This window comes from Streptomyces sp. NPDC002467 (genome assembly GCF_042889825.1).
Taxonomy (GTDB): Bacteria; Actinomycetota; Actinomycetes; order Streptomycetales; family Streptomycetaceae; genus Streptomyces.
The window spans coordinates 61030-86746 of the sequence record NZ_JBIARJ010000014.1; the positions used below are offsets into that span (position 1 = coordinate 61030).

24 protein-coding genes are annotated in these 25717 nt (G+C 69.7%); 21 read left to right on the top strand and 3 right to left on the bottom strand.

What is annotated here, in order from left to right; all coding sequences use genetic code 11:
• The 21 genes from thrC (at window position 1) to ACFYYJ_RS26905 (ending at window position 21714) form a co-directional block, all read left to right on the top strand.
• Window positions 1–1071: a threonine synthase gene (gene thrC / locus ACFYYJ_RS26805; RefSeq protein ID WP_389136131.1), complete on the top strand. Its 1071-nt coding sequence runs from the start codon at window positions 1–3 to the stop codon at window positions 1069–1071.
• A 328-nt stretch (window positions 1072–1399) separates the two neighbouring features.
• Window positions 1400–2326 carry a homoserine kinase gene (gene thrB, locus ACFYYJ_RS26810; protein ID WP_385122060.1) on the top strand — a complete coding sequence of 309 codons (927 nt, stop codon included), beginning with the start codon at window positions 1400–1402 and terminating at the stop codon, window positions 2324–2326.
• Between the two features lie 422 nt (window positions 2327–2748).
• Window positions 2749–4848: a transcription termination factor Rho gene (gene rho / locus ACFYYJ_RS26815; protein ID WP_389136134.1), complete on the top strand. Its 2100-nt coding sequence runs from the start codon at window positions 2749–2751 to the stop codon at window positions 4846–4848.
• A 279-nt stretch (window positions 4849–5127) separates the two neighbouring features.
• Window positions 5128–6228 carry an LCP family protein gene (locus ACFYYJ_RS26820; protein WP_384746979.1) on the top strand — a complete coding sequence of 367 codons (1101 nt, stop codon included), beginning with the start codon at window positions 5128–5130 and terminating at the stop codon, window positions 6226–6228.
• A 182-nt stretch (window positions 6229–6410) separates the two neighbouring features.
• The gene (gene rpmE, locus ACFYYJ_RS26825) at window positions 6411–6629 is read left to right on the top strand and encodes a 50S ribosomal protein L31 (RefSeq protein ID WP_007266580.1); all 219 of its coding nucleotides are present in this window, start codon (window positions 6411–6413) and stop codon (window positions 6627–6629) included.
• A gap of 127 nt (window positions 6630–6756) precedes the next feature.
• Window positions 6757–7836, top strand: a complete 1080-nt coding sequence (gene prfA / locus ACFYYJ_RS26830) for a peptide chain release factor 1 (RefSeq protein ID WP_384746981.1) — start codon at window positions 6757–6759, stop codon at window positions 7834–7836.
• A gap of 67 nt (window positions 7837–7903) precedes the next feature.
• On the top strand, window positions 7904–8749 hold the full coding sequence (gene prmC / locus ACFYYJ_RS26835) for a peptide chain release factor N(5)-glutamine methyltransferase (RefSeq protein ID WP_384746983.1): 846 nt from the start codon (window positions 7904–7906) through the stop codon (window positions 8747–8749).
• 49 nt (window positions 8750–8798) lie between these two features.
• Window positions 8799–9446, top strand: coding sequence for an L-threonylcarbamoyladenylate synthase (locus ACFYYJ_RS26840; protein WP_384586229.1), 648 nt, complete (start codon window positions 8799–8801; stop codon window positions 9444–9446).
• Window positions 9443–10072 (top strand): protein-tyrosine-phosphatase, encoded by a 630-nt coding sequence (locus ACFYYJ_RS26845; protein WP_384586231.1) that lies wholly within the window; start codon window positions 9443–9445, stop codon window positions 10070–10072. The genes ACFYYJ_RS26840 and ACFYYJ_RS26845 overlap by 4 nt, the downstream gene beginning before the upstream one ends.
• A gap of 297 nt (window positions 10073–10369) precedes the next feature.
• Window positions 10370–11599 carry a serine hydroxymethyltransferase gene (gene glyA, locus ACFYYJ_RS26850; protein ID WP_385122068.1) on the top strand — a complete coding sequence of 410 codons (1230 nt, stop codon included), beginning with the start codon at window positions 10370–10372 and terminating at the stop codon, window positions 11597–11599.
• A 116-nt stretch (window positions 11600–11715) separates the two neighbouring features.
• Complete coding sequence (locus tag ACFYYJ_RS26855; RefSeq protein WP_389136141.1) at window positions 11716–13050, top strand: MraY family glycosyltransferase; 1335 nt, start codon at window positions 11716–11718, stop codon at window positions 13048–13050.
• A 275-nt stretch (window positions 13051–13325) separates the two neighbouring features.
• Complete coding sequence (locus tag ACFYYJ_RS26860) at window positions 13326–13763, top strand: hypothetical protein (protein WP_385122073.1); 438 nt, start codon at window positions 13326–13328, stop codon at window positions 13761–13763.
• Window positions 13764–13973: 210 nt separating this feature from the next.
• The gene (gene atpB, locus ACFYYJ_RS26865) at window positions 13974–14813 is read left to right on the top strand and encodes a F0F1 ATP synthase subunit A (protein WP_384747034.1); all 840 of its coding nucleotides are present in this window, start codon (window positions 13974–13976) and stop codon (window positions 14811–14813) included.
• Window positions 14814–14890: 77 nt separating this feature from the next.
• The gene (locus tag ACFYYJ_RS26870) at window positions 14891–15127 is read left to right on the top strand and encodes a F0F1 ATP synthase subunit C (protein ID WP_266955157.1); all 237 of its coding nucleotides are present in this window, start codon (window positions 14891–14893) and stop codon (window positions 15125–15127) included.
• Between the two features lie 43 nt (window positions 15128–15170).
• Complete coding sequence (locus ACFYYJ_RS26875) at window positions 15171–15710, top strand: F0F1 ATP synthase subunit B (RefSeq protein ID WP_384588962.1); 540 nt, start codon at window positions 15171–15173, stop codon at window positions 15708–15710.
• Complete coding sequence (locus ACFYYJ_RS26880) at window positions 15707–16522, top strand: F0F1 ATP synthase subunit delta (protein ID WP_389136144.1); 816 nt, start codon at window positions 15707–15709, stop codon at window positions 16520–16522. The genes ACFYYJ_RS26875 and ACFYYJ_RS26880 overlap by 4 nt, the downstream gene beginning before the upstream one ends.
• A 130-nt stretch (window positions 16523–16652) precedes the next feature.
• Window positions 16653–18248 (top strand): F0F1 ATP synthase subunit alpha, encoded by a 1596-nt coding sequence (atpA, locus tag ACFYYJ_RS26885; RefSeq protein ID WP_385122079.1) that lies wholly within the window; start codon window positions 16653–16655, stop codon window positions 18246–18248.
• 20 nt (window positions 18249–18268) lie between these two features.
• Window positions 18269–19186: a F0F1 ATP synthase subunit gamma gene (locus ACFYYJ_RS26890; RefSeq protein ID WP_385122082.1), complete on the top strand. Its 918-nt coding sequence runs from the start codon at window positions 18269–18271 to the stop codon at window positions 19184–19186.
• Window positions 19186–20628, top strand: coding sequence for a F0F1 ATP synthase subunit beta (atpD, locus tag ACFYYJ_RS26895; RefSeq protein ID WP_361598909.1), 1443 nt, complete (start codon window positions 19186–19188; stop codon window positions 20626–20628). Before ACFYYJ_RS26890 ends, atpD begins: the two co-directional genes overlap by 1 nt.
• A 141-nt stretch (window positions 20629–20769) precedes the next feature.
• A complete protein-coding gene (locus tag ACFYYJ_RS26900) occupies window positions 20770–21144 on the top strand; it encodes a F0F1 ATP synthase subunit epsilon (protein ID WP_329379191.1) in 375 nt (124 codons plus the stop codon).
• 123 nt (window positions 21145–21267) lie between these two features.
• Window positions 21268–21714 carry a DUF2550 domain-containing protein gene (locus ACFYYJ_RS26905; RefSeq protein ID WP_384588951.1) on the top strand — a complete coding sequence of 149 codons (447 nt, stop codon included), beginning with the start codon at window positions 21268–21270 and terminating at the stop codon, window positions 21712–21714.
• Window positions 21715–21800: 86 nt separating this feature from the next.
• Here the strand turns inward: ACFYYJ_RS26905 and ACFYYJ_RS26910 are convergent, their stop codons facing one another.
• The 3 genes from ACFYYJ_RS26910 to ACFYYJ_RS26920 all read right to left on the bottom strand — a co-directional run bounded on the left by ACFYYJ_RS26910 (window position 21801) and on the right by ACFYYJ_RS26920 (window position 25656).
• Window positions 21801–23705, bottom strand: a complete 1905-nt coding sequence (locus tag ACFYYJ_RS26910; RefSeq protein WP_389136149.1) for a glycosyl hydrolase family 18 protein — start codon at window positions 23703–23705, stop codon at window positions 21801–21803.
• Window positions 23706–23827: 122 nt separating this feature from the next.
• The gene (locus tag ACFYYJ_RS26915; RefSeq protein ID WP_385122087.1) at window positions 23828–24475 is read right to left on the bottom strand and encodes a response regulator; all 648 of its coding nucleotides are present in this window, start codon (window positions 24473–24475) and stop codon (window positions 23828–23830) included.
• On the bottom strand, window positions 24472–25656 hold the full coding sequence (locus ACFYYJ_RS26920) for a sensor histidine kinase (protein ID WP_389136152.1): 1185 nt from the start codon (window positions 25654–25656) through the stop codon (window positions 24472–24474). Before ACFYYJ_RS26920 ends, ACFYYJ_RS26915 begins: the two co-directional genes overlap by 4 nt.
• Window positions 25657–25717: the final 61 nt, after the last annotated feature.

Consider the following 25717-nt stretch of genomic DNA (forward strand, 5'->3'; position numbering starts at 1 on the left):
ATGAGCAGCAATCGCACCCACCAGTGGCGCGGCATCATCGAGGAGTACCGGGACCGCCTGCCGGTGACGGACACGACCCCGGTGGTGACGCTCCGCGAGGGTGGCACTCCTCTCGTTCCCGCTCAGGTGCTCTCCGAGCGCACCGGCTGCGAGGTGCACCTCAAGGTCGAGGGCGCGAACCCGACCGGGTCCTTCAAGGACCGCGGTATGACCATGGCCATCACCAAGGCCAAGGAGGACGGCGCCAAGGCCGTCATCTGCGCCTCCACGGGCAACACCTCGGCCTCCGCCGCCGCGTACGCGGTGCGCGCCGGGATGGTCTCCGCGGTGCTCGTGCCCCGCGGCAAGATCGCGCTGGGCAAGATGGGCCAGGCCCTCGTGCACGGCGCCAAGATCCTCCAGGTGGACGGCAATTTCGACGACTGCCTCGACCTGGCCCGCTCGCTGTCCGACAACTACCCGGTGGCGCTGGTCAATTCGGTCAACCCGGTACGCATCGAGGGCCAGAAGACGGCCGCGTTCGAGATCGTCGACGCGCTCGGTGACGCGCCCGACATCCACGTGCTGCCCGTCGGCAACGCCGGCAACATCACCGCGTACTGGAAGGGCTTCAAGGAGTACAAGGCCGATGGCCTGGCCTCCCGTACGCCCCGCGTGTGGGGTTTCCAGGCCTCCGGTTCCGCGCCCATCGTGCGCGGTGAGGTCGTCAAGGAGCCGCACACCATCGCCACCGCGATCCGCATCGGCAACCCGGCCTCGTGGGACTACGCGCTGGCCGCGCGCGACGAGTCGGGCGGCTTCATCGACGAGGTGACGGACCGCCAGATCCTCGCCGCCTACCGGCTGTTGGCCGCTCAGGAGGGCGTCTTCGTCGAGCCCGCCTCGGCCGCCTCGGTGGCCGGTCTGCTCAAGGCCGCCGAGCAGGGCCTGGTCGACCCCGGCCAGAAGATCGTGTGCACCGTCACCGGCAACGGCCTGAAGGACCCCGACTGGGCGATCGCCGGCGCTCCGCAGCCGGTCACCGTTCCGGTTGACGCCGAGGCCGCCGCGATCAGGCTCGGCCTGATCTGACACGGGAGCCGGTTCCGGAGGGCCCTGGAGGCCCTCCGGAACCCGGCAACTCACCCCGTACGGCCGCAAAAGGGCCGTCCAGGCCGGTCCCGAACCGGCCGAACGCACGTCGAAGGCAGTCGAGGGTGCGACACGCATCGTGCGCCTCCTGTGCGCCCTATGTCGCGAGGGAACCTACCTTCGATACGCTGTACTTACATCCGCCACCGCGCATATGACCGTGGTGCTGCCCCGAGGGCCTTCGGGTGTCGTACGTTCTCAAGTACATTTCGCAGCGAGCCAGCGAAGAGCGAAGTTCTCGCACAGTCACAAGGAGTGTCATCGGACGATGGCCGGTCCAGCGTTCCGCGCCGCCGCCGTACGGGTGCGCGTCCCCGCCAGCAGTGCCAATCTCGGCCCGGGCTTCGATGCCCTCGGCCTGGCCCTGGGGCTCTACGACGACGTAGTCGTCCGGGTGGCCGACTCCGGCCTCGACATCGACATCGCGGGTGAGGGTGCCGACACCCTCCCGCGGGACGAGAGCCACCTGCTCGTACGCTCCATGCGCACCGCCTTCGACCTGCTGGGCGGACAGCCGCGCGGTCTCGAGGTCGTCTGCGCCAACCGCATCCCGCACGGCCGCGGCCTCGGCTCCTCCTCCGCCGCCATCTGCGCCGGCATCGTCGCCGCCCGCGCCGTGACCATAGGCGGCGAGGCCAAGCTCGACGACGCCGCGCTGCTGGAGCTCGCCACCGAGATCGAGGGCCACCCCGACAACGTCGCGGCCTGTCTGCTCGGCGGCTTCACCCTGGCCTGGATGGACGGGGGGAGCGCCAGGGCGATCCGGATGGACCCCGCCGATTCCATCGTTCCGGTGGTCTTCGTACCTTCCAAGCCCGTCCTGACGGAGACCGCGCGCGGCCTGCTGCCGCGCACCGTCCCGCACGTGGACGCGGCCGTCAACGCGGGTCGCGCGGGTCTGCTCGTGGAGGCCCTGACCAGGCGTCCCGAGTTCCTGCTGCCGGCCACCGAAGACCGGCTCCACCAGGAGTACCGGTCCCCGGCGATGCCCGAGAGCGTGGCACTCGTCAACCGACTGCGGGCGGACGGCATCCCCGCGGTCATCTCCGGCGCGGGCCCCACGGTCCTCGCGCTGGTCGACAACGACGCGGCCGACAAGGTCGCGCAGCTCGCGGGCGAGGGGTGGGCCGCGAACCGGCTCGCGCTCGACGCCGCGGGTGCGAGCGTGCTTCCGCTGGGTACCCAGGGCGGCTAGGGCAGAACAGAGCCAGCCAGGGGCGGGCGGTCAGGGCAGGCCGCCCGCGCGGAAGCAGCGCGATTGCCGGTGATCGAGAGGGGGAATATCTGTTGGATCCGGTAGTGTTAGTCTCAAGTGCGCATCGGAAGCCGCCATGGCTCGGTGCTCAGTGTCCCCATCCGGGACCACCTTTCTTCCGGGAGCCTCCCCGACTGCTTTGATCACTTCCAGCAGTTTCGAGCACGCTCCGGAATCGGCGTGACTTTCCCACGCTTTCAGCTCGGGGGCTTCTCGCCGGTACCACCCACGCACGTTTCTCTCCGCCGTATCTCTACCGGCGGACCACCGCCCCGGCACGGTCCACACCTAGACCGCTGTCGGACAGCACAACCGGTCGCCGAGCCAGACAGGCCGACGTCCGCTCCAGGGAAGGACCCTTCGTGAGCGACACCACCGATCTGATGGGCGCTGCCGACACCTCTGTCGACACCAGTGCTCCCGCCGCGGGCGCCGCGCCCAAGCGTCGCCGCACCGGCACCGGCCTTGACGGCATGGTCCTCGCAGAGCTCCAGCAGGTCGCGTCCGGCCTCGGTATCAGGGGCACCGCGCGGATGCGCAAGAGCCAGCTGATCGAGGTCATCAAGGAGGCGCAGGCCGGTGGCGGCGCCCCCAAGGCCGCGGCTTCCGCCGCCGCCGGCGACACCGCCGAGGCCAAGCCGAAGCGCCGCGCCACCAGCAAGGCCCGCACGGGCGAGGCCGCCGCGGAGGCGCCCGCCGAGAAGCCCGCCGCCGCTCCGGCGCAGATCGAGATCCCGGGCCAGCCGGCCTCCGAGGACGCCCCGGCCGGCGAGCGTCGCCGTCGTCGGGCCACCGCCCCGTCGGGCAGCCCGGAGGGCTCGGCACCCGCCGCCGTCGTCCAGGTCGAGCAGAAGACCGAGACCGTCGCGGCTCCGCAGGCCGACGCCAAGGCCGAAGCCGCCACCGCCGTCTCCGCCCCCGCACAGGGCCAGGACGGCGAGGGCCGTGGCCGTCGCGACCGTCGTGACCGCGGTGACCGTGCCGAGCGCGGTGACCGTCAGAGCCGCCGCGAGCGCGCCGCCAAGACCGACGAGCAGGGCCAGGGCGGCCAGGGCCAGGGCGGCCAGGGCCAGGGCGCGCAGGGCGGCCAGGGCGGCCGTCAGGACCGCGCCGAGCGCGGCGACCGCCAGCAGCAGGGCGGCCGTGGCCAGGGTCAGGGCCAGCAGGGCCGTCAGGACCGTCAGGGTCCCCAGGACAACGGTCCGCAGGACGACTTCGACGACGAGGGCGGCCGTCGTGGCCGTCGCGGCCGCTACCGCGACCGCCGTGGCCGTCGTGGCCGCGACGAGTTCGCGCCGAACGAGCCGCAGGTCGCCGACGACGACGTGCTGATCCCCGTCGCGGGCATCCTCGACATCCTCGACAACTACGCGTTCATCCGGACCTCGGGTTACCTGCCCGGCCCGAACGACGTGTACGTCTCCCTCGCCCAGGTCCGCAAGGCGGGTCTGCGCAAGGGCGACCACACCACCGGTGCGGTGCGCCAGCCCAAGGACGGCGAGCGCCGCGAGAAGTTCAACGCCCTCGTGCGCCTGGACTCCGTCAACGGCATGGCTCCCGAATCCGGGCGCGGCCGGCCGGAGTTCCAGAAGCTGACCCCGCTCTACCCGCAGGACCGGCTCCGCCTGGAGACCGACCCGGGTGTGCTGACGACCCGCATCATCGACCTCGTGTCGCCGATCGGCAAGGGCCAGCGAGGCCTGATCGTGGCCCCGCCGAAGACCGGCAAGACCATGATCATGCAGGCGATCGCCAACGCGATCACCACGAACAACCCCGAGTGCCACCTGATGGTCGTCCTGGTCGACGAGCGTCCGGAAGAGGTCACCGACATGCAGCGGTCGGTCAAGGGCGAGGTCATCTCCTCGACCTTCGACCGCCCGGCCGAGGACCACACCACCGTCGCCGAGCTGGCCATCGAGCGCGCCAAGCGTCTCGTCGAGCTGGGTCACGACGTGGTCGTCCTGCTGGACTCCATCACCCGCCTGGGCCGCGCGTACAACCTCGCGGCGCCCGCCTCCGGCCGCATCCTGTCCGGTGGTGTCGACTCGACCGCGCTGTACCCGCCGAAGCGCTTCTTCGGTGCCGCGCGCAACATCGAGGACGGCGGCTCGCTGACCATCCTGGCCACCGCGCTGGTCGACACCGGCTCGCGCATGGACGAGGTGATCTTCGAGGAGTTCAAGGGCACCGGCAACATGGAGCTCAAGCTCGACCGGAAGCTCGCCGACAAGCGCATCTTCCCGGCCGTCGACGTCGACCCGTCGGGCACCCGCAAGGAGGAGATCCTCCTCAACGCGGAGGAGCTCGCCATCGTCTGGAAGCTGCGCCGGGTGCTGCACGCGCTCGACTCGCAGCAGGCGATCGAGCTGCTGCTCGACAAGATGAAGCAGACGAAGTCGAACGCCGAGTTCCTGATGCAGATCGCGAAGACGACCCCGTCGGGCAAGAACGACGACTGAGTCCTCTCCACCTGAACACGGCCGCCCCCGTCGCACGCGCGACGGGGGCGGCCGTGTTCGTACGGTGCGACCTTCGCCACACGGCGGCCCCGCCCGCCCCGGGGGCCGCCGTGCCGTGTCCCTGGGGGAAACCGCAGGTGAGGGTGGGGTTACAGAGTGTTTGCCGCGGAACACGCCCTTCGCGGCCCGGTCCGGAGGGCCTGGTGGCCCTGGAACCCTGGGGGACGTTCGTCCGTCTGTGTCAAGGGACAGGGGACCGTATCCAGGACTGAGGAGAGCATGAGCCAGGACAGCAACGGCGCCGGCCACCGTGCCGCGGGCCGGCGACGCCGCAAACCCGCGAAGAAGCGCAGGGCCCTCGTCGTGGTGGCCTGGAGCGCGGCCGGCGTGGTCCTGCTGGGCGGGGCGGGCCTGGGCTGGTTCTACTTCAAGCTGAACGGCAACCTGAAGACGGTCGACATCGACCAGGCGCTGGGCAAGGACCGCCCGCAGAACATCGACAACGGCTCGATGGACATCCTCGTCCTCGGCTCCGACTCCCGCGGCGGTGCGAACTCCGAGTACGGCCAGGACGACGGCGGCTCCGCCCGCGCCGACACGGCGATGATCGTCCACCTGTACGAGGGCCACAAGAAGGCGAGCATCGTCTCCATACCCCGCGACACGATGACCGCCCGCCCCTCGTGCCCCACGGGCAACGGCAAGACCGACCCCGGCGGCCAGCGCCGGCAGTTCAACGAGGCCTACACGGTCGGCGGGGCCGCCTGCGCGGTCAAGACCGTCGAGAAGATGTCGGGGATCCGCATGGACCACTACATCGAGGTCGACTTCACGGGCTTCAAGAAGATCATCGACACCCTCGGCGGGGTCGAGGTGACCACCACCAAGCCCCTGAAGGACTCCTACAGCCACCTGGACCTCCCGGCCGGCCCCAACCGGCTGAACGGCGAGCAGGCGCTCGGCCTGGTCCGCACCCGCCATGCCGTCGGGGACGGCGGCGACCTCGGCCGAATACAGCTCCAGCAGGCCTTCATCAAGGCGCTGATCAAGCAGGTCAAGACCGTCGGACTGTTCGACAACCCGAAGAAGCTGCTCGACCTCGCCGACACCGGCACCAAGGCGCTCACCACCGACAAGGCGCTCGGCGACGTGAAGTCCCTCATGGGCTTCGCCCAGAGCCTCCAGGGCATCGACGCCCAGAACATGCACATGATCACGCTGCCGGTCACCACGGACGCCGTCGACCCCAACCGCGTGGCCCCGCTGAAGAAGGAGTCCCAGCTGGTCTGGGACGCCCTCCTGGCCGACCAGCCGATCCCCGCCGAGGCCACCGCGAACTCCACCGGCGACAAGGGCACGGCCGGTTCCGTCGTCCAGTGAGCCTCCGGTGAGGACGTCTTCCGGGCCTGCCGGAATAGATGCCGACCCCTCTCCGTTGAGGGAGGCGTCCTCAGAATTTTGACAGGCAGCCCGGTCCTGGCAGACTGGTCTGTCGGCCCCGGTTCACGCAGTGCGCAATTCGGCTCCTGCGACCCGGCGCCCTCCCGAATCTAGGAGACACCTTGAAGCGCGATGTTCACCCCGAGTACGTCGAGACCCAGGTCAGCTGCACCTGTGGCGCGTCGTTCACCACCCGTAGCACCCTGACCGAGGGCACCATCCGTGCCGAGGTCTGCTCCGAGTGCCACCCGTTCTACACGGGCAAGCAGAAGATCCTCGACACCGGTGGCCGTGTGGCCCGCTTCGAGGCCCGCTTCGGCAAGGGTGCGGCCAAGAAGTAGCGCGACCCAGGCGCCGGTTTCCGGTCGCCCCCTGACCATCCGGGGGCGGCTGGACCGGCGCCTTTGTCGTCGTCCCGGTCCCTGACCACTTGCAGCCCTTTCGTACTTTTACCCCAGGAGTCTCCCGATGTTCGAGGCGGTCGAGGAACTGGTCGGCGAACACGCCGATCTCGAGAAGAAGCTCGCCGACCCTTCGGTGCACTCGGATCAGGCCAACGCGCGCAAGCTGAACAAGCGCTACGCGGAGCTGACCCCGATCATCGCGACCTTCCGGGCCTGGAAGCAGTCGGCAGAGGACATCGAGACGGCCAAGGAGTTCGCGGCCGACGACCCGGACTTCGCCGCCGAGGTCAAGGAGCTGAGCGCGCAGCGCGAGGAGCTCACCGAGAAGCTCCGCCTGCTGCTGGTCCCGCGCGACCCCAGCGACGACAAGGACGTGCTCCTCGAGGTCAAGGCGGGCGCGGGCGGCGACGAGTCGGCGCTGTTCGCCGGCGACCTGCTGCGCATGTACCTGCGCTACGCCGAGCGCGTGGGCTGGAAGACCGAGATCATCGACGCCACCGAGTCCGAGCTCGGCGGCTACAAGGACGTCCAGGTCTCCGTCCGCACCAAGGGCGGCAACGGCGCCACCGAGCCCGGCCAGGGCGTGTGGGCCCGCCTGAAGTACGAGGGCGGCGTGCACCGCGTCCAGCGCGTTCCGGCCACCGAGTCCCAGGGCCGCATCCACACCTCCGCCGCCGGCGTGCTCGTCACCCCGGAGGCCGAGGAGGTCGAGGTCGAGATCAACGCGAACGACCTGCGCATCGACGTGTACCGCTCCTCCGGCCCCGGCGGCCAGTCCGTCAACACCACCGACTCGGCCGTGCGCATCACGCACATCCCGACCGGTGTGGTCGCCTCCTGCCAGAACGAGAAGAGCCAGCTCCAGAACAAGGAGCAGGCCATGCGCATCCTGCGTTCGCGCCTGCTGGCCGCCGCGCAGGAGGCCGCCGAGCAGGAGGCCTCCGACGTGCGCCGCAGCCAGGTGCGCTCCGTGGACCGTTCCGAGAAGATCCGTACGTACAACTTCCCGGAAAACCGCATCTCGGACCACCGCACCGGCTTCAAGGCGTACAACTTGGACCAGGTGCTCGACGGCGACCTCGACTCGGTCATCCAGGCCTGTGTCGACGCCGACTCCGCCGCCAAGCTCGCGGCCGCGCAGTAAGCAGACGCGCAGCACCGCGGTAACCACCCGTACCACCCCCCGTACGACAGCAGCCCGGAGGACCAGCGTGAACTTGCTGCTTGCCGAGGTGGCCCAGGCCACCCAGCGGCTGGCCGCCGCCGGCGTGCCCTCACCGCGTTTCGACGCGGAGGAGCTCGCGGCCTTCGTGCACGGCGTCAAACGGGGGGAACTGCACCACGTCAAGGACGCGGACTTCGACGCCCGCTACTGGGAGGCCGTCGCCCGCCGCGAGGCGCGCGAGCCGCTCCAGCACATCACCGGCCGGGCCTTCTTCCGGTACCTGGAGCTCCAGGTCGGACCCGGGGTCTTCGTGCCCCGGCCCGAGACCGAGTCGGTCGTGGACTGGGCCATACACGCCGTCCGCGCGATGGACGTCGTCGAGCCGTTGATCGTCGACCTGTGCACGGGCTCCGGCGCGATCGCGCTGGCCATGGCGCAGGAGGTGCCCCGCTCGCGCGTGCACGCCGTCGAGCTGTCCGAGGACGCCCTGCGGTGGACCCGCAAGAACGCCGAGGGCTCGCGGGTCACCGTCCACCAGGGCGACGCGCTCAGCGCGCTGCCCGAGCTGGACGGGCAGGTGGACCTCGTCATCTCCAACCCGCCGTACATCCCCCTCACCGAGTGGGAGTACGTCGCCCCCGAGGCCCGCGACCACGACCCGGAGATGGCCCTCTTCTCCGGCGAGGACGGCCTCGACACCATCCGCGGCATCGAGCGCACCGCGCACCGGCTGCTGCGGCCCGGGGGCATCGTCGTGATCGAGCACGCGGACACCCAGGGCGGCCAGGTCCCCTGGATCTTCGCCGAGGAGCAGGGCTGGGCCGACGCCGCGGACCACCCCGACCTGAACAACCGTCCGCGCTTCGCGACCGCCCGCAAGGCCATGCCGTGATGGGCGCGATCCTTCCTGTCACCCCCCTGCTGCTTGAGGAGGCCCGCTGATGGCCCGGCGATACGACTGCAACGACGCGACGGACCGCAAGACGGGCCTGCGCGAAGCCGCGTCCGCCGTGCGCCGCGGCGAGCTCGTCGTGCTGCCCACCGACACCCTGTACGGGATCGGCGCGGACGCCTTCAGCCCGGAGGCCGTCCACGACCTCCTCGCCGCCAAGGGCCGCGGCCGCGGCATGCCGACCCCGGTGCTCATCGGCTCCCCGAACACCCTGCACGGCCTGGTCACGGACTTCTCCGAGCAGGCGTGGGAACTCGTCGACGCCTTCTGGCCGGGCGCGCTGACGCTCGTCGCCAAGCACCAGCCCTCGCTGTCGTGGGACCTGGGCGACACCCACGGCACCGTCGCCGTGCGCATGCCGCTGCACCCCGTCGCGATCGAGCTGCTGACCGAGGTCGGCCCGATGGCCGTCTCCTCGGCGAACATCTCCGGCCAGCCGGCGCCCGAGGACTGCGACGCCGCGCGCACGATGCTCGGCGACTCAGTGTCCGTGTACCTGGACGGCGGTCCGACGCCCGGCATCGAGCCGTCGTCGATCGTCGACGTCACGGGGAAGGTTCCCGTGCTGCTGCGGGCCGGTGCGCTCACCGCCGAGCAGCTGCGGGAGGTCGTACCCGACCTCGAGGTCGCCCCGTGAGCCCTGAGGGGCGTGGCATAGCGAAGGACTCGTTCCGCATACTCCACGTCAGCACCGGCAACGTGTGCCGCTCGCCGATCACCGAGCGGCTGACGCGGCACGCCCTGTCGCACCGGCTGGGCGGGCTCGTGACCGGGGACCTCATCGTGGAGAGCGCCGGTACGTGGGGGCACGAAGGTGCCCCGATGGAGGCGAACGCCGCCGCGGTGCTGGCGGACTTCGGAGCGGACGCGTCCGGTTTCACTGGGCGGGAACTGCTGGACGAGCACGTGATCCGGGCCGACCTGGTGCTGACCGCCACGCGGGACCACCGGGCGCAGGTCATCTCGATGGGGCACTCGGCCGGGCTGCGGACCTTCACGCTGAAGGAGTTCACCCGCCTGGTACGAGCCATAGACCCGGCCACGCTGCCGCCGCTGGACGACGGCATGGCGGAGCGGGCGCGGGCCCTGGTCCGGGCCGCGGCCGCGCTGCGGGGGTGGCTGCTTGCCCCTTCGCCGGACGCGGACGAGGTGTACGACCCGTACGGAGCGCCGATCACCTTCTTCCGCTCGATCGGCGACGAGATCAACCAGGCGCTGGAGCCGGTCGTCACCGCGTTGACGGGTGTGCCGGCCTCTCGCTGAGCGTGCGGGGCGTGGGCGCGGGCGTGGGTTGGCCGCTGCGCGGAGCCCTCCCCGCCCCGCCCTTTCTCCGTTTCCCGGGCTCCGCCCGAACCCGGTCCTCAAGCGCCGGACGGGCTGGATTTTGGCTGATGCCGCCGACTTGGTGCCGCTGGATTGCCCGCAGGGCAATTTCAGCCCCTCCGGCGTTTGAGGAGCGGGGTCCGGGGCGGAGCCCCGGTGTGTGTGCGGCCTGCCGCGGGGCGATATGGGCGGCTTCGGCCTACAGTGGCTGGTACCCGGTACCCCTGGAGTCGCGCCATGAGCGTCATCACCCAGCCCACTGACCTCCTGCGGCAGCAGGATCCGCAGATGGCGGACGTACTCGCGGGGGAGCGGCAGCGGCAGGGCGCCACCTTGCAGATGATCGCCGCCGAGAACTTCACCTCCGGCTCGGTGCTCGCCGCGCTCGGGTCGGCGCTCGCCAACAAGTACGCCGAGGGGTATCCCGGCGCCCGGCACCACGGCGGGTGCGAGTACGCCGACATGGCCGAGCGGGTCGCCATGGAGCGGGCCACCGCGCTGTTCGGGGCCGAGCACGCCAACGTGCAGCCGCATTCCGGCTCCTCCGCCGTGCTGGCCGCCTACGCGGCGCTGCTGCGGCCCGGGGACACCGTGCTGGCGATGGGGCTTCCGTACGGGGGGCACCTCACCCACGGCTCACCCGCCAACTTCTCCGGCCGCTGGTTCGACTTCGTCGGGTACGGGGTCGACGCCGAGACGGGGCTCATCGACTACCGGCAGGTGCAGGAGCTGGCCCACGCGCACCGGCCCAAGGCGATCGTGTGCGGATCCATCTCCTATCCCCGGCACCCGGAGTACTCGGTGTTCCGGGAGATCGCCGACGAGGTGGGGGCCTACTTCATCGCCGACGCGGGCCATCCGATCGGGCTCGTGGCCGGCGGGGCCGCGCCCAGCCCCGTCCCGTACGCCGACATCGTGTGTGCGACCACGCACAAGGTGCTGCGCGGCCCGCGCGGCGGGATGATCCTGTGCGGCTCCGAGTTCGCCGAGCGCGTGGACCGTGCGGTGTTCCCCTTCACGCAGGGCGGCGCCCAGATGCACACGATCGCCGCGAAGGCCGTCGCGTTCGGGGAGGCGGCGACCCCCGCCTTCACCACCTACGCCCACCGGGTCGTCGCCAACGCCCGGGTGCTGGCGCAGGCGTTGGAGAAGCACGGGTTCGCGATCACCACCGGCGGCACAGACACGCACCTGATCACCGCCGACCCGGCCCCGCTGGGTCTGGACGGCCCGACCGCCCGCGGGCTGCTGGCCGCCGCGGGGATCGTGCTCGACACCTGCGCCCTCCCGTACGGGGACCAGCGCGGGATCCGGCTCGGCACCGCGGCCGTCACCACCCAGGGGATGGGGGAGGCCCAGATGACCGAGATCGCGGCACTCTTCGCCCGCGCACTGCGCGGCGAAGGCGCGCAGACCCGTACGGACGTCGGCGATCTCACGAGGGAATTTCCACCTTACGGGGAGTAATCAGGGCAAGCGGGGCGTACTGCAACCGGGATACGGACCCCTCGCGTCCTCGGTGGAGGGGACATCGCAGCTAATGTGTGGGGCTGAGATGGCCGGCGATACATCTGGGGCAGCCAGTGCGTGAATATCTGCTGACGCTTTGCGTCACGGTCGCGGTGACCTACCTGCTGACCGGGCCCGTGCGGAAGTTCGCGATCGCGGCCGGTGCCATGCCGGAGATCCGCGCCCGTGACGTGCACCGCGAGCCCACGCCGCGACTGGGCGGCATCGCCATGTTCGGCGGACTGTGCGCGGGACTGCTGGTCGCCGACCACCTGCGCAACCTCAACGGCGTCTTCGAGCTGTCGAACGAACCGCGCGCGCTGCTCTCCGGAGCGGCCCTGATCTGGCTGGTCGGCGTCCTCGACGACAAGTTCGAACTCGACGCCCTGATCAAGCTCGGCGCGCAGATGATCTCCGCCGGCGTGATGGTCATGCAGGGTCTGACCATCCTGTGGATCCCCGTCCCGGGCATCGGCACCGTCCCGCTCACGCAGTGGCAGGGCAACCTGCTCACCGTCGCGCTCGTCGTGATCACCATCAACGCCGTGAACTTCGTCGACGGCCTCGACGGCCTCGCCGCCGGCATGGTCTGCATCGCGGCCGCCGCGCTGTTCCTCTACGCGTACCGGATCTGGTTCGGCTACGGCATCGAGTCGGCCGCCCCCGCGACCCTCTTCGCCGCCATCCTCATGGGCATGTGCCTGGGCTTCCTGCCGCACAACATGCACCCCGCTCGGATCTTCATGGGCGACTCCGGCTCGATGCTCATCGGCCTGGTGCTGGCCGCCTCCGCGATCTCCCTGACCGGCCAGGTCGACCCGGACGCCCTCGCCCTCTTCGCGGGTGGTGAGCGCAACGCGACGCACGCGATGCTCCCCGCCTACATCCCGCTGATCCTGCCGCTGACCGTCATCGCGATCCCGATGGCGGACCTGGTCCTCGCCATCGTCCGGCGTACCTGGAAGGGCCAGTCGCCCTTCGCCGCCGACCGCGGACACCTGCACCACCGACTGTTGGAACTCGGGCATTCGCACAGCCGCGCGGTGCTCATCATGTACTTCTGGTCGGGACTCATCGCCTTCGGCGCGGTGGCCTATTCGGTGCATTCCACGTCGATGTGGATCGTGCTCGCCATCGCCGCACTGAGCGCAGTCGGCCTGATCCTGCTTCTCCTGCCGCGCTTCACCCCGCGCGCCCCGCGGTGGGCGGAGGGTCTTGTTCCGCCGCGTTACCGGCACGCCGCACGAGCCGCCGAGGCGGCGGCGGAAGCGGCGCTCCAGGACGTCTCGGGTGCCGAGCCGGCAGCCACCCGACCGGTGGCGGCGGGGGTGTCCGGCGTCAACGGGGCGACCGCCGTGGGCCCCCGTTCGCGCTTCCCCGACCGGCGTAAGGCTGAATCGACGCGCTGACGACGGCGGGTGCATGTCGGACATGAACGCCCTTTAGCACACAAGACACTTGGCTGTCGCGCACACACGCGCAGGGTCCCTCTCATGTGTGACAGTCAGCACACCCACCAGGTAAAGCTCTCATCAAATAGTTTGTGATACCGTTCACTAAACCCGGCGACAGAGCCGAAGGACCGTAGTGCGACGGTCCATTGGCCCGAGGACCTCACTCGGACCGGGCTTACGCTCGTCCCGTACGAGTCCCGTGCCCCCACCACCACGCGGAGCAAACCGCCATGCGGTCAAACGACGTCCGACTCCTCCTGCAAGCCGCTGTACCCACGGTCATCGCCGGCGCTGTTGCCGCCGCGATCAGTGCCGTCGTGGTCGGCGGCAAGGGTGCGCTCGGTGCCGTCATCGCGACGCTGTTGGTGATTCTCTTCATGGGCATCGGATTCGTCGTTCTGCAGCGCACGGCGAAATCGCTTCCGCATCTCTTCCAGGCCATGGGGCTCATGCTCTACGCGGCCCAGATCCTGCTGCTCTTCGTCTTTCTCGCCGCGTTCAAGAACACCACTCTGTTCAATCCCAAGGCCTTCGCGATCACGCTCGTTGCGACCACCCTCGTGTGGATCGCCGCGCAGACCCGTGCTCACATGAAGGCCAAGATCCTTTACGTGGAACCGGACTCGACTCCTGGCGACAAGCCCGGAAATTCGGGGCCGAAGACGTGAAGGGTAGGGCCGGGATAAGTGCGCGTTCGAGATCCTGCTATCGTCCGGTGCCATATGCGGCACTGCGGGCGCGGGCACCTGAGCTGACGCCTGTTCCATCGCGAGGCTCGATGCCTGACTGCCGCCCCACCATCCGTAACACCAGTCCAGTGCCGAACCGCGGCTTCGCGCCGCGCCGACACAACGAGGTTGCCGTACCTATGCGCCACGCTGAAGGAGCCCGCGGTGAGTGCTGACCCGACGCAGGTCCTCGCCTTCGAGACCGACTGTCACATCTTCGACGGATGTGGCTTCCCCGGACCGGGCCTGCACTCGTTCCTCTTCGAGCCGCTGTGGGGCGAACCCGGCATCACCAGCACGTACTTCAACAAGCCGATGCTGCTGGCCCTGCTGGGCTCGCTGATCATCGTGGGCTTCTTCTGGGCCGCCTTCGGCAAGCCGAAGGTCGTCCCCGGCAAGCTCCAGATGGTCGCCGAGGCCGGCTACGACTTCGTGCGCCGCGGGATCGTCTACGAGACGCTGGGCAAGAAGGAGGGCGAGAAGTACGTCCCCTTCATGGTCTCGCTGTTCTTCTTCGTGTGGATCCTGAACGTCTGGTCGATCGTCCCCGTGGCCCAGTTCCCGGTGACCGCGATCATCGCGTACCCGGCCATCCTCGCCGCGATCGTGTACTTCATCTGGATGTCGGTGACCTTCAAGCGTCACGGCTTCGTCGGCGGCTTCAAGAACCTGACGGGCTACGACAAGTCGCTCGGCCCGGTCCTCCCGCTGGTCATGGTCATCGAGTTCTTCTCGAACGTCCTGGTGCGCCCGTTCACCCACGCGGTCCGACTCTTCGCGAACATGTTCGCCGGTCACACCCTGCTGCTGCTCTTCACGATCGCCAGCTGGTACCTGCTGAACGGCATCGGCATCGCCTACGCGGGTGTCTCGTTCGTGATGGTGATCGTGATGACCGCCTTCGAGCTCTTCATCCAGGCTGTCCAGGCGTACGTCTTCGTCCTCCTGGCCTGCAGCTTCATCCAGGGCGCGCTCGCCGAGCACCACTGAGTCGGCCCACTCCCAAACCCCCTTGTCGTCCGGTGGCCAACCCCCACCGGATCCGTGAAAGAGAAGGAAGAACTGGCATGTCCCAGATCCTCGCCGCCGCCACCGAAGGCGTCACCGGTTCGCTCAGCTCCGTTGGTTACGGCCTCGCGGCCATCGGTCCCGGCGTCGGCGTCGGCATCATCTTCGGTAACGGCACCCAGGCCCTCGCCCGCCAGCCCGAGGCCGCCGGTCTGATCCGCGCCAACCAGATCCTCGGCTTCGCCTTCTGTGAGGCGCTCGCCCTCATCGGTCTGGTCATGCCGTTCGTCTACTAAGACGAACCGCAACCACTAGTCCGATTAGACGAAAGGCACTGATGTGAACCTCCTGGTTCTCGCGGCCGAGACGGAAAACCCGCTCGTCCCGCCGATCCCCGAGCTCGTCATCGGTCTGATCGCCTTCGTCATCGTCTTCGGTTTCCTCGCGAAGAAGCTCCTCCCGAACATCAACAAGGTTCTGGACGAGCGCCACGCGGCGATCGAGGGCGGTATCGAGAAGGCAGAAGCCGCTCAGACCGAGGCTCAGAGCGTCCTGGAGCAGTACAAGGCCCAGCTCGCCGAAGCCCGGCACGAGGCCGCGCGCCTGCGCCAGGAAGCGCTGGAGCAGGGCACTGCGCTCAAGGAAGAACTGCGCGCAGAGGGCCAGCGGCAGCGTGAGGAGATCATCGCTGCCGGCCACGCCCAGATCGCGGCCGACCGCAAGGCCGCCGCTCAGGCGCTGCGCCAGGACGTCGGCAAGCTTGCCACCGACCTGGCCGGAAAGCTCGTCGGCGAGTCCCTTGAGGACCACGCCCGGCAGAGCCGTACGATCGACCGCTTCCTCAGCGAGCTTGAGGAGAAGGCCGAGGCGGCCCGATGAACGGAGCGAGCCGCGAGGCGCTGGCCTCCGCGCGCGAGCGTCTCGACGCGCTGACGGACAACTCGTCCGTCGACGCGGCGAAGCTCGCCGGCGAGCTGGCAGCCGTCACCGCGCTGCTCGACCGTGAGGTCTCGCTGCGTCGGGTCATCACGGACCCGGCGCAGTCCGGTGAGGCCAAGGCCGAGCTGGTGGGCCGACTGCTGTCCGGCCAGGTGGGCGGGGAGACCCTCGACCTGGTGTCCGGCATGGCGCGGTCCCGCTGGTCGCAGTCCCGTGACCTGGTGGACTCGCTGGAGGAGCTGGCGGCCACCGCCGACCTCACGGCGGCCCAGCAGTCGGGCGCGCTCGACGACGTCGAGGACGAGGTGTTCCGCTTCGGGCGGATCGTCTCCTCGAACACCGAGCTGCGCTCCGCGCTGACCGACCGGGCGGCCACCGCCTCCGCCAAGAGCGCGCTGCTGCACAGCCTGCTCGGCGGCAAGGCGAACGCCGTCACCGAGCGTCTCGTCACGCGTCTCGTCACGCACCCGCGTGGACGTAGCCTGGAAGCGGGACTCGAGTCCCTTTCCGCGCTCGCCGCCGAGCGCCGCAACCGCATGGTCGCCACCGTGACCACCGCGGTTCCGCTCAGCGACGTGCAGAAGCAGCGTCTCGGCGCGGTGCTGGCGAAGCTGTACGGCCGCCAGATGCACCTGAACCTCGACGTGGACCCCGCGGTCCTCGGCGGAATCCAGGTGCGGGTCGGTGACGAGGTCATCGACGGCACCATCGCGGAGCGCCTCACCGAGGCGACCCGTCGCATGGCCGGCTGACCAGCCACCAACTAGTACAACGCATTCCTAGCGGCCCGGTTGGGCCGTGCAGAACTTGCAGAAGATTCCTGGGGGTCGCCCCCAGACCCCTAAGAAGCTTCAGGCCCAACAAGGAGAGCAGGGAACCCAGATGGCGGAGCTCACGATCCGGCCGGAGGAGATCCGGGACGCACTGGAGAACTTTGTCCAGTCGTACCAGCCGGACGCGGCCTCGCGCGAGGAGGTCGGAACGGTCAGCGTTGCCGGCGACGGCATCGCGAAGGTGGAGGGCCTGCCCTCCGCCATGGCGAACGAGCTGCTGAAGTTCGAGGACGGCACCCTCGGTCTCGCCCTCAACCTCGAGGAGCGCGAGATCGGTGCGATCGTCCTCGGCGAGTTCAGCGGTATCGAGGAGGGCCAGCCGGTGCACCGCACCGGTGAGGTTCTCTCCGTAGGTGTCGGCGAGGGCTACCTCGGCCGCGTTGTCGACCCGCTCGGCAACCCGATCGACGGCCTCGGCGAGATCGCGACCGAAGGCCGCCGCGCCCTCGAGCTGCAGGCCCCGGGCGTAATGGTCCGTAAGTCGGTGCACGAGCCCATGCAGACCGGCTACAAGGCCGTCGACGCGATGGTGCCGATCGGCCGTGGCCAGCGTCAGCTGATCATCGGCGACCGTCAGACGGGTAAGACCGCTCTGGCCGTCGACACGATCATCAACCAGCGTGACAACTGGCGCTCCGGCGACGTGAACAAGCAGGTCCGCTGCATCTACGTCGCCATCGGCCAGAAGGGCTCGACCATCGCGTCCGTTCGCGGCGCCCTGGAAGAGGCCGGCGCGCTCGAGTACACGACGATCGTCGCCGCCCCGGCGTCCGACCCGGCCGGCTTCAAGTACCTGGCGCCGTACACCGGTTCCGCCATCGGCCAGCACTGGATGTACGCCGGCAAGCACGTCCTGATCATCTTCGACGACCTGTCGAAGCAGGCCGACGCCTACCGCGCCGTGTCGCTGCTGCTGCGCCGCCCGCCGGGTCGTGAGGCCTACCCGGGTGACGTCTTCTACCTGCACTCCCGTCTGCTGGAGCGCTGCGCGAAGCTGTCCGACGAGATGGGTGCCGGTTCGATGACCGGTCTGCCGATCGTCGAGACCAAGGCGAACGACGTGTCGGCGTTCATCCCGACCAACGTCATCTCCATCACCGACGGCCAGTGCTTCCTTGAGTCCGACCTGTTCAACGCGGGCCAGCGCCCGGCGCTGAACGTCGGTATCTCGGTCTCCCGCGTCGGTGGCTCCGCCCAGCACAAGGCCATGAAGCAGGTTTCGGGTCGTCTCCGCGTCGACCTGGCCCAGTACCGCGAGCTGGAGGCGTTCGCCGCCTTCGGTTCCGACCTGGACGCCGCGTCGAAGGCCTCGCTGGAGCGCGGCAAGCGCATGGTCGAGCTGCTGAAGCAGGGCCAGTACCAGCCGATGCCCGTCGAGGAGCAGGTCGTCTCCGTCTGGGCCGGCACCACCGGCAAGATGGACGACGTCCCGGTCGAGGACATCCGCCGCTTCGAGTCGGAGCTGCTGGAGCACCTGCGTCGCGAGCGCAAGGACCTCCTGACCTCCATCGCCGACGGCGGCAAGATGTCGGACGACACGCTGGGCTCGATCGCCGACGCGATCGCCGGCTTCAAGCGCCAGTTCGAGACCTCGGACGGAAAGCTCCTGGGCGAGGACGTTCCGGCCGTCAACGTCTCCAAGTGACGACGGAAGGGACCTGACTCATGGGAGCGCAGCTCCGGGTCTACAAGCGTCGCATCCGTGCCATCACGGCGACCAAGAAGATCACCAAGGCGATGGAGATGATCGCCGCCTCGCGCATCGTCAAGGCGCAGCGCAAGGTGGCGGCGTCGATGCCGTACGCGACCGAGCTCACCCGTGCGGTGACCGCGGTGGCGACCGGTTCGAACACCAAGCACGCCCTGACCACCGAGGTCGAGGCGCCGACCCGCGCCGCGATCGTGCTCATCACGAGCGACCGCGGTCTGGCCGGCGGCTACTCCTCGAACGCCATCAAGCAGGCGGACCGGCTCACCGAGCGGCTGCGCGCTGAGGGCAAGGAGGTCGACAGCTACATCGTCGGCCGCAAGGGTGTCGCCTACTACGGTTTCCGTGAGCGCAAGGTCACGGACTCGTGGACCGGCTTCACCGACAGCCCGGCCTACGCGGACGCCAAGCGCGTCGCGGCGCCGCTGATCGAGGCCATCCAGCTGGACACGGCCGAAGGCGGCGTCGACGAGCTGCACATCGTCTACACGGAATTCGTGTCGATGATGACGCAGAACGCGGTGGACGGCCGGATGCTGCCGCTCAGCCTCGACAAGGCTGCGGAGGAGGACGGTGCGAAGGGCGAGATCCTTCCGCTGTTCGAGTTCGAGCCGTCGGCGGAGGACGTCCTCGACGCCCTTCTGCCGCGCTACGTCGAGAGCCGGATCTACAACGCACTGCTGCAGTCGGCCGCTTCCGAGCACGCCGCCCGCCGCCGCGCGATGAAGTCGGCGACCGACAACGCCGGAGACCTCATCAAGAGCCTCTCCCGGCTTGCCAACGCGGCCCGCCAGGCCGAAATCACCCAGGAAATCAGCGAGATCGTCGGTGGCGCCAGCGCCATGGCCGACGCGACCGCGGGGAGTGACAAGTAATGACGACCTCTGTTGAGACGGCCGCCGCCACGGGCCGCGTCGCCCGGGTCATCGGCCCGGTCGTCGACGTGGAGTTCCCCGTCGACGCGATGCCCGACATCTACAACGCGCTGAAGGTCCAGGTCGCCGACCCGGCCGAGGACGGCGCGCTCAAGACGCTGACCCTTGAGGTCGCCCAGCACCTGGGTGACGGCATGGTCCGCACGATCTCGATGCAGCCCACCGACGGTCTGGTCCGCCAGGCCCCGGTGACCGACACGGGCGAGGGCATCACCGTCCCCGTCGGTGACTTCACCAAGGGCAAGGTGTTCAACACCCTGGGTGAGGTGCTCAACTACCCCGAGGCGAACGCCGAGGTCACCGAGCGCTGGCCCATCCACCGCAAGGCCCCGAGCTTCGACGAGCTCGAGTCCAAGACGGAGATGTTCGAGACCGGCGTCAAGGTCATCGACCTTCTCACCCCGTACGTCAAGGGTGGAAAGATCGGTCTGTTCGGTGGTGCCGGTGTCGGCAAGACCGTTCTGATCCAGGAAATGATCTACCGCGTCGCCAACAACCACGACGGTGTGTCGGTGTTCGCGGGCGTCGGTGAGCGTACCCGTGAGGGCAACGACCTCATCGAGGAAATGGGCGACTCGGGCGTCATCGACAAGACCGCCCTTGTCTTCGGCCAGATGGACGAGCCCCCGGGCACCCGTCTGCGCGTCGCGCTCGCCGGTCTGACCATGGCGGAGTACTTCCGCGATGTTCAGAAGCAGGACGTGCTGTTCTTCATCGACAACATCTTCCGGTACACCCAGGCCGGTTCCGAGGTGTCGACCCTGCTCGGCCGCATGCCCTCCGCGGTGGGTTACCAGCCGAACCTGGCCGACGAGATGGGTCTCCTCCAGGAGCGCATCACCTCGACCCGCGGTCACTCGATCACCTCGATGCAGGCGATCTACGTCCCCGCGGACGACCTGACCGACCCGGCGCCGGCGACCACCTTCGCCCACCTCGACGCGACGACGGTTCTCTCCCGTCCGATCTCCGAGAAGGGCATCTACCCGGCCGTGGACCCGCTGGACTCGACGTCCCGCATCCTCGACCCGCGGTACATCGCGGCGGACCACTACGCGGCCGCCATGCGTGTCAAGGGGATCCTGCAGAAGTACAAGGACCTCCAGGACATCATCGCGATCCTCGGTATCGACGAGCTGGGCGAGGAGGACAAGCTCGTTGTCCACCGTGCCCGTCGTGTCGAGCGCTTCCTGTCGCAGAACACCCACGTGGCGAAGCAGTTCACCGGTGTGGACGGTTCGGACGTTCCGCTCGACGAGTCGATCACCGCGTTCAACGCGATCTGCGACGGTGACTACGACCACTTCCCCGAGCAGGCGTTCTTCATGTGCGGTGGCATCGAGGACCTGAAGGCCAACGCCAAGGAGCTGGGCGTCTCCTGATCCGGCGCGCTCCGCGAGGAGCGCATCCGGTTCGCAGGTTTCGAAGGAGAGGGGCGGGTGTGTCCCGTCCCTCTCCCCACGCCCATTAGAATTTGACCCAACACCCGGCTGACCCGCCGGGTGGTGACCCGAGGAGCCACCTTGGCTGCTGAGCTGCACGTCGAGCTGGTCGCGGCGGACCGCAATGTCTGGTCCGGCGAGGCCACCCTTGTTGTCGCCCGCACCACGTCCGGCGACATCGGCGTCATGCCCGGTCACCAGCCGCTTCTCGGTGTGCTGGAATCGGGCCCGGTGACCATCCGCACCAGCGAGGGCGGCACCGTCGTCGCCGCGGTGCACGGCGGATTCATCTCGTTCGCGGACAACAAGCTGTCCCTGCTGGCCGAGATCGCCGAGCTCGCGGACGAGATTGACGTCCAGCGTGCGGAGCGGGCACTGGAACGCGCCAAGTCGGACGCCGATGCGGCATCCGAGCGACGCGCCGAAGTCCGGCTGCGCGCCGTCGCGGGGCACTGAGCCCCGTACCAAAGTGTGAAACCTCAGCCGCGGTCCGTTCCGGAATTTTCCGGAGCGGGTCGCGGCTGAGGCGATGCAGGTCTGTTTTTCATCTGTATTCGATGAGCGAGGAGGTCGGTGAAGATGCTCCTCGCTCTGCTTGTGAGCGGCCTGGTCGTAGCCCTGGTGGTGATCGGGCTGTTTGTGTTCGGGCTGCGCCGCCGGCTCATCCAGCGTTCGGGCGGGACCTTCGACTGCAGCCTGCGCTGGGGCGTGGCCGAGGAACCCGACGTATCCGGCAAGGGCTGGGTGTACGGGGTCGCCCGCTACGGCGGTGACCGCATCGAGTGGTTCCGCGTCTTCAGCTATGCGCACCGCCCGCGCCGGGTACTGGAGCGGGCCTCCATTGAGGTGATCGCGCGTCGCGCGCCCGAGGGCGAGGAAGAGCTGGCCCTGCTGTCCGACGCCGTCGTGCTCGGCTGTCTCCACCAGGGGACCCGCCTGGAGCTGGCGATGAGCGAGGACGCGCTGACCGGGTTCCTGGCGTGGCTGGAGGCCGCACCGCCCGGGCAGCGGGTGAACGTGGCCTGACCGATCGATCGCAGGCGTCGAAAAGCCGGGAAGACGAGGGGGCGGACCCCCGTCTTCCCGGCTTTCGTTCTTACCGGCTTACCGGCCTACTGGAGACCGGTGTGGATCGCGTTCGCGAGCTCACCGTTCGTGGTGTCGCCGCTGAACTCCCAGAAGAAGGCGCCCTTGAGCCCCTGCTGCTTGGCCCAGGTCATCTTCCCGGCGATGGTGGCGGGGGTGTCGTAGCTCCACCAGTTGCTGCCGCACTTGGCGTAGGCCGTGCCGGCGACGGTGCCGGTGGCCGGGCAGCTGTTCTTGAGCACCTTGTAGTCCTCGATGCCCTGCTCGTACGTGCCCGGGGCGGGCCCGGTGGCGGTGCCGCCCGGGGTGGCCTGGGTGACGCCGGTCCAGCCGCGGCCGTAGAAGCCGATGCCGAGGTTGAGCTTGGAGCCGGGGATGCCCTTGCCCTTGAGCTTGGTGATGGCCGCCTCGGAGTTGAAGCCGGCGATCGGGATGCCCGCGTACGAGGTGAGCGGGGAGTGCGGGGCGGTCGGGCCCTTCGCGTCCCAGGCGCCGAAGAAGTCGTACGTCATGACGTTGTAGAAGTCCGCGTACTGCGCGGCGCCCGCGTAGTCGGCCAGGTCGAGCTTGCCGCCGTTGGAGCCGTCGGCGGAGATCGCGGCGGTGACCAGGTTGGAGCCGCCGAACTTGGCGCGCAGCGCCGACATCAGGTTCTTGAACGAGGCCGCGCCGCTGGTGTCGCAGGACAGACCGCAGGCGTTCGGGTACTCCCAGTCGATGTCGATCCCGTCGAAGACGTCGGCCCAGCGGGGGTCCTCGACCAGGTTGTAGCAGGACTGGGCGAAGGCGGCCGGGTTGGCCGCGGCCTGGCCGAAGCCGCCGGACCAGGTCCAGCCGCCGAAGGACCACAGGACCTTGATGTTCGGGTACTGCTTCTTCAGCTTGCGCAGCTGGTTGAAGTTGCCGCGCAGGGGCTGGTCCCAGTTGTCGGCGACGCCGTCGACGCTCTGGTCGGCGGTGTAGGCCTTGTCGTAGTCGGCGTAGGCGTCACCGATGGTGCACGCGCCGTTCTGGACGTTGCCGAAGGCGTAGTTGATGTGGGTGATCTTCGCGGCGGAGCCGGAGGTGACCAGGTTCTTCACGTGGTAGTTGCGGCCGTAGACGCCCCACTCGGTGAAGTAGCCGAGCTTGACGGGGCCGCCGGGCTGCGGGGGCTCGGTGGTGCCGCCGGTGGTGCTGACCGTGAGGCTGCCGGAGGAGGGGCCGGTCTGGTCGATGGTGTCGCGGGCGGTGACGGAGTAGGTGTACGTGGTCGCCTTGGTCAGGCCGGAGTCCGCGTACGTGGTGCCGGTGACCGTCGCGATCTTCGTGCCGCCGCGGTAGACGTCGTAGTTCTTGACGCCCTTGTCGTCGGTGGCCGCGCTCCAGCTCAGGGTCAGTGCGGTCTCGGTGACGCCGGTCGCGGTGGGGGTGCCCGGTGCGGTGGGGGGAGCGTCACCGGGCTGGGTGGTGCCGTCGCAGGAGCCGCCGTTGACCTTGCAGCCGGTGGGGGCGCCGCCGCCGGTGCCGTTGAAGCCGAAGCTGGCGGTGGCGCCGGGGGCGAGGGTGCCGTTCCAGCCGACGTTCTTGCCGGTCCAGTGGGTGCCGGAACTGGTGACGGTCGCGTCCCAGGCCGAGGTGACGGCGGTGCCGGCGGGGAAGTCCCACTCGACGGTCCACGAGGAGATGGTCGTGGTGCCGGTGTTCTTCACCGTCCACTTGCCCTCGAAGCCGGTGCCCCAGTCGGAGACCTTGGTGTACGTCGCGGTCGCGGAAGCGGCGGCCTGGGCCGGGCCGGCGAGTGCGACGAGCCCGGTGACGGGCACGGCGAGGGCGGCGATGACGGCCGCGACTCTGGTGAAGAACCGGGTGCGCCCGGTGCGGGGTGGGGGTGCTGTGCTCAAGGGTGCTCCTCCGTAGGTCCGTCTCCGTCGTGGGGCCGACGTCGACATGGGGGTGGGACCTGCGCCGCCCGTGAGCACGCTTTGTCATGGCACGCTCACCACAGTGTTGCGGTGAGAGTAGAAAGGTCTGGACCAACCGTCAAGAGGTCCAGACCGGTGCCGCCGGAGGTTCAGTGGAGCCCCAACTCCTGGGCCAGTACGGCCGCTTGAAGGCGGCTGCGGAGCTCCAACTTGCCCAGGAGGCGGCTCACGTGCGTTTTCGCCGTAGCCTCCGCCATGTCCAGCCGTACGGCGATCTCCGCGTTCGACAGCCCCTCGCCCAGGCAGGACAGGACCTCGCGCTCCCGTCGGGTCAGGGTCGCCAGGGCCGGCGGGGCGGCCGGTCTCGCGGGGCGCGCCGGAGCCGCGAACTCCGCGATCAGCCGCCGCGTCACCGCGGGGGAGATCAGGCCCTCCCCGCGCGCCACGGTCCGTACCGCCCCGATCAGCTCCGCCGCCTCGGCGTTCTTCAACAGGAAGCCGGCCGCCCCCGCCCGCAGCGCCCCGAACACGTACTCGTCGAGGTCGAAGGTGGTCAGTACCAGGACGTCCGCCAAGCCGTCCGCGACCACCTGGCGGGTCGCCGACACCCCGTCGAGCCTCGGCATCTGCACGTCCATGAGGACGAGGTCCGGCCGCAGCTCCCGGGCCAGGCGCACCGCCTCCTCCCCGTCGGCGGCCTCGCCGACCACCTCGATGTCGCCCGCGCTGCGCAGGATGAGCACCAGCCCGGCCCGCACCGCGCTCTGGTCCTCCGCCACCACCACCCGGATGGTCATGCCTCCACCGCCTCCAGTTCCGCGGGCAGGCTCGCCCGTACCCGCCACGACTCGCCGCTCCGGCCCGCCTCGAACTCCCCGCCGAGCAGTTCCGCCCGCTCCCGCATGCCGACCAGCCCGGCTCCCGAGCCCGGCGCGCGGGGGCCGGGGCGGTCCCCGTACGGGGAGTCCACGGCCACCGTCAGCGCGGCACCGGTGCGCGCCACGCGGACCGTGACCGTACCCGGGCAGGCGTGCTTGAGGGCGTTGGTCAGCGACTCCTGGACGATCCTGTACGCGGCCAGCTCCACGGGCGCCGGCAGGGCCCGGCCGGGGGGCCGCTCGTCGGCGAGCACGAAGTCCAGCCCGCTCGCCGACCCGTTGGTCCGGGCCTGCTCCAGGAGGGCCTCCAACCCGTCCAGAGAGGGCACGGCGGCCGCTTCCTGCTCCGCCCCCGCGTCACGCAGCAGCCCGATCAACCGGCGCATTTCGGCCAGTCCCTGCACGCTGTTCTCCCGGATCACCCCGAGCGCGTCCCGGCTGGTCTCCGGTCGGTCGATGGAGAGGGCGGCGGTGGAGTGGATGGCGATGGCGGAGAGGTGGTTGGCCACCATGTCGTGCAGTTCCCGCGCCATCCGGGCCCGCTCGGCGGCGACGGCCTGGCTGCGGTCCATCTCGGCCAGCAGGGCGGTCTGCTCGGCGCGCAGCCGGGCGGCCTCGGCGGCCTCGCGGTGGTTGCGCAGGGTGGCTCCGGTCAGCGCCGGGGCGAAGCTCACGATGCCGGTGATCGTGCCGATCAGCAGGGCCTGCGGGGTGCGCAGCCAGGCCACCGAGGCGATGGTGACCACGACGGTGATCAGGCCGGTGGTGACGGGGAGCCGGCGGGCCATGGTCGGCGGGCCGTACACGACGGCGGCGTACATCAGGTCCGTGAAGATCACGACGGTGGCGAGGCTGCCGACCGTGAACTGGTCGGCGACCACCCCGACGGTCCCGACGGCCAGGGTCAGGTTCGGCTTGGTGCGGCGCAGCAGCTCCATCGCGCCGAGGGCCACGAGCGGGACCAGGGCCGCCCAGGCCGGCAGGAAGTCCCGGCCCGGGCTGCTGTAGACGCCGAGCGACCAGAACAGCAGGCCCGCGGCCGTGCTGACCACCGCGAGGAAGACGTCGTCGCGGTGGGGGCGCAGGCTCTTCTCGGTCACGGTCCCATCCAACAGGGTGCGCGGGCCCCACGCCTCGGCGCGGAGGCCGAGGTGCGGGTAC